Origin of the sequence: Chryseobacterium sp. SIMBA_029, from assembly GCF_046535275.1 — a bacterium.
Lineage (GTDB): Bacteria > Bacteroidota > Bacteroidia > Flavobacteriales > Weeksellaceae > Chryseobacterium.
On the sequence record NZ_JAWRXA010000485.1, the window covers coordinates 1 to 261 of the forward strand.

1 pseudogene is annotated in these 261 nt (G+C 62.5%); it reads left to right on the forward strand.

The features are described from left to right. A pseudogene (locus SB679_RS24920) lies at positions 1–261 on the forward strand (hypothetical protein); the annotation flags it as partial.

Genomic DNA, 261 nt, shown 5'->3' on the forward strand with positions numbered 1-261 from the left:
TTCCGGCCAGCTCGGCCGCGACGGAAAGCCCGACGCCGGTATTCGCACCGCCCTGCATTACGACGCTGCGGGAGCCGTGGACGGCTACGTTTCCTACCGCTTCAAGGGATGGGAGACCAAGCCGTTCACCATGGAAATCGTGGACCTCATTGCCGCCACCGACGCCGCGTACTTGGACATTTGGCGCTTCCTCGGAAGCCTTGACCTCATAGACCAAGTGACGTGGACCGAAGCGCCCGTGGATGACCCGTTAACATGGGC